At 70.7% G+C, this 2,932-nt stretch carries 3 protein-coding genes; all 3 read left to right on the top strand.

Translation table 11 applies throughout. The annotated features are described in order from the left end of the window. A partial coding sequence (mftC, locus tag ELR45_RS32275) for a mycofactocin radical SAM maturase (protein WP_240760296.1) occupies positions 1-888 on the top strand: 888 nt, incomplete at its 5' end. A 41-nt stretch (positions 889-929) separates the two neighbouring features. Then, positions 930-2,135 carry a pre-mycofactocin synthase MftD gene (mftD, locus tag ELR45_RS32270; RefSeq protein WP_129669944.1) on the top strand — a complete coding sequence of 402 codons (1,206 nt, stop codon included), beginning with the start codon at positions 930-932 and terminating at the stop codon, positions 2,133-2,135. After that, complete coding sequence (gene mftE / locus ELR45_RS32265) at positions 2,132-2,926, top strand: mycofactocin biosynthesis peptidyl-dipeptidase MftE (RefSeq protein ID WP_205857701.1); 795 nt, start codon at positions 2,132-2,134, stop codon at positions 2,924-2,926. The genes mftD and mftE overlap by 4 nt, the downstream gene beginning before the upstream one ends. Positions 2,927-2,932: the final 6 nt, after the last annotated feature.

Here is a 2,932-nt window from a genome sequence, read left to right as displayed (position 1 = left end):
GTACAGATCTCGCTCGACGGGGCGACGGCGGAGGTCAACGACGCCGTCCGCGGGTCCGGCTCGTTCGACACGGCGGAGCGCGCGATGCGCAACCTGGCCGACGCCGGCTTCCGGGGTTTCAAACTCTCCGTGGTGGTCACCAGGGAGAACGCCGGACAGCTCGACGACTTCAAGGCGATGGCCGACCGTCATGGCGCGCAGCTACGGCTCACCCGGCTCCGGCCGTCCGGCCGTGGCGCCGACGTCTGGGATGACCTGCATCCCACCGCCGAGCAGCAACGGCAGCTCTACGACTGGCTGGTCGCGCACGGTGAGAGCGTCCTGACCGGCGACTCGTTCTTCCACTTGTCGGCGTACGGCGAGTCGCTTCCCGGGCTGAACATGTGCGGGGCCGGGCGCGTCGTCTGTCTGATCGACCCGGTGGGTGACGTCTACGCCTGCCCGTTCGCCATCCACGAGTCGTTCCTGGCCGGGAACGTCCGCGACGGCGGCGGGTTCACCGCGGTATGGCGGGAGTCGGAGCTCTTCACCGAGCTGCGCAGCCCGCAGACGGGTGGAGCATGCGCGTCCTGCCAGCACTTCGACACGTGCCGCGGCGGGTGCATGGCGGCGAAGTTCTTCACCGGGCTGCCACTGGACGGACCCGACCCCGAATGCGTTCAGGGGTACGGAGCCGACGCTTTGCTCGCGCGGGGCGACAGCCGGCCGCCCAAGCCGTCCGGCGACCACTCGCACCGAACCGAGCCCGCCACCCGTGGACCGGTGCCGATCACCCTGCAGCGACGACGCCCGGACCAGCCGCCGGCGAGCGCCTGCAACGAGCACCCCCTCGCGGATTTCCAACCGACAGCGACCGCGCCCGCGGGCGCATCCGCCATCACACACTGACGGCGCGGGCCGTAGCGCGGCTCGAGGCGGGAAAGGCAACGATGAGTGACGCGTGGTTCGAGAGCGTGGCCGAGGCTCAGCGGCGCGCCAAGAGGAGACTTCCCAAGTCCGTGTACATGGCCTTGATCGCGGGGTCAGAACGTGGGTCCACGCTGTCCGGGAACGTCGAGGCGTTCGGCGAACTCGGCTTCGCGCCGCACGTCGTCGGCCAGCACGACAAGCGGGAACTGGCCACCACCGTCCTCGGCCAGCGGCTCGAGTTGCCGGTGATCCTCTCACCCACGGGCGTCCAGGCGGTGCACCCCGACGGCGAGACGGCCGTCGCCCGTGCAGCGGCCAACCGGGGCACCGCGATGGGACTGAGCAGCTTCGCGAGCAGGCCGGTGGAAGAGGTCGTGGAGGCGAACCCGCAGACCCTGTTCCAGATCTACTGGTGCGGCACCCGGGACGCGATGCTGCACCGTCTCGAGCGTGCCAGGCGTGCCGGTGCCGTAGGGGTGATCGCGACACTGGACTGGTCGTTCTCGCACGGGCGGGACTGGGGCAGCCCGCGGATCCCGAACGCCATGAACCTGCGGACGATCCTCCGCCATCTGCCCGAGGTGGCTCCGCCTGGGCGGTGGCGTTACCTCAAGAGCTACGCGAAGACGCTGCGTCCCCCCGAGCTCAGCGTCCCGAACATGGCGCTCCCCGGCGGGTCGGCCCCGGGGTTCTTCGACGCCTACGGCGAGTGGATGCAGACTCCGAAGCCCACCTGGGAAGACCTGCGCTGGCTACGCGAACAGTGGGACGGGCCGTTCGTGGTCAAGGGTGTGTGCCGGATCGACGACGCACGCCGGGCGGCCGACATCGGAGCGACGGCGATGTCGGTGTCGAACCATGGCGGCAACAACCTCGACGGCACGCCCGCCGCCATCCGGGTGCTGCCCGCCGTGGTGGACGCCGTCGGCGACCAGATCGAGGTACTGATGGACGGCGGGGTGCGGCGGGGAGCCGACGTTGTGAAGGCGCTGGCCATGGGTGCCCGTGCGGTGCTCATCGGTCGCGCCTACCTGTGGGGGATGGCCGCCGAGGGCCAGACAGGCGTGGAGAACGTCTTGGACATACTCCGCAACGGCATCGACTCGGCTCTGATGGGTCTGGGCCGATCCTCGATCGCGGAGCTGTCCCGGGATGATCTGGTCATCCCGTCCGGATTCTGCTGGAGCCTCGGGGGCGACGACGGCCACCGCGTCTACACACCATGACACTGCCGGACCACGCGGCGACGGGTGGTGACGTGCCGGGCCTGGATCACGGACCGCGGCCGGCCGGCGTGCCGTCGTCGGGCCATGCCTCGCGGTTGGGCGACATGACGTTCCCTGAGGCGGAAGCGACCGCCGCTGCCGGTGCAGTGCTGGCCGTCCCTGTCGGATCCACCGAGCAGCACGGCCCGCACCTGCCGCTCTCGACGGATGCCGACCTGGCGGACGCCCTGTGCCGCAGGCTGGCCGAAGAACGCGCCGATGTCGTCGTCGCGCCTGTACTCGCCTACGGTGCCAGCGGTGAGCATGCCGGGTTCGCGGGGACGCTGTCGATCGGTACCGAGGCGCTGGCGACGCTGCTCATAGAGCTGGGCAGGTCGGCGGGTGAGACGTTCGGCCGGATGCTCATCGTCTCCGCGCACGGCGGCAATGCCGAGGCGGTGGCGCGTGCCGCCTCGAAGCTGCGTGCCGAGTCCCGAGACGTGATGGCATGGACGCCGCGCTGGACGGGGGACGCGCATGCCGGCTTCGTCGAGACGTCGCTCCAGCTCGCCCTCGACGGCGCACGGGTACGTACCGAGCGGGCCGCCGCCGGTGCGACCGAGCCGCTGGACGAGTTGATGCCCGTGCTCCGAACCGGGGGTGTGCGTGCTGTGTCCGGGAACGGAGTGCTCGGCGACCCCGCCGGTGCGACCGAAGCCGAAGGGAAGCGCGTGTTGGATGACCTCACGGCCGGCCTTCTCGCGGTAGTGGCCCGATGGGCCGGGCCGGCCACGACAGGTGCGCCTTCATGAGACCAC

Origin of the sequence: Phytoactinopolyspora endophytica, assembly GCF_004138495.1 — a bacterium.
Lineage (GTDB): Bacteria > Actinomycetota > Actinomycetes > Jiangellales > Jiangellaceae > Phytoactinopolyspora > Phytoactinopolyspora endophytica.
The sequence above is the reverse complement of the archived record's forward strand: the minus strand, read 5'-3'. Positions and strand labels throughout refer to the sequence as shown.

Coding starts and splice junctions, on each gene's coding strand:
- mftD (WP_129669944.1), top strand. CDS start 930: ATGAGTGACGCGTGGTTCGAGAGCGTGGCCGAGGCTCAGCGGCGCGCC.
- mftE (WP_205857701.1), top strand. CDS start 2,132: ATGACACTGCCGGACCACGCGGCGACGGGTGGTGACGTGCCGGGCCTG.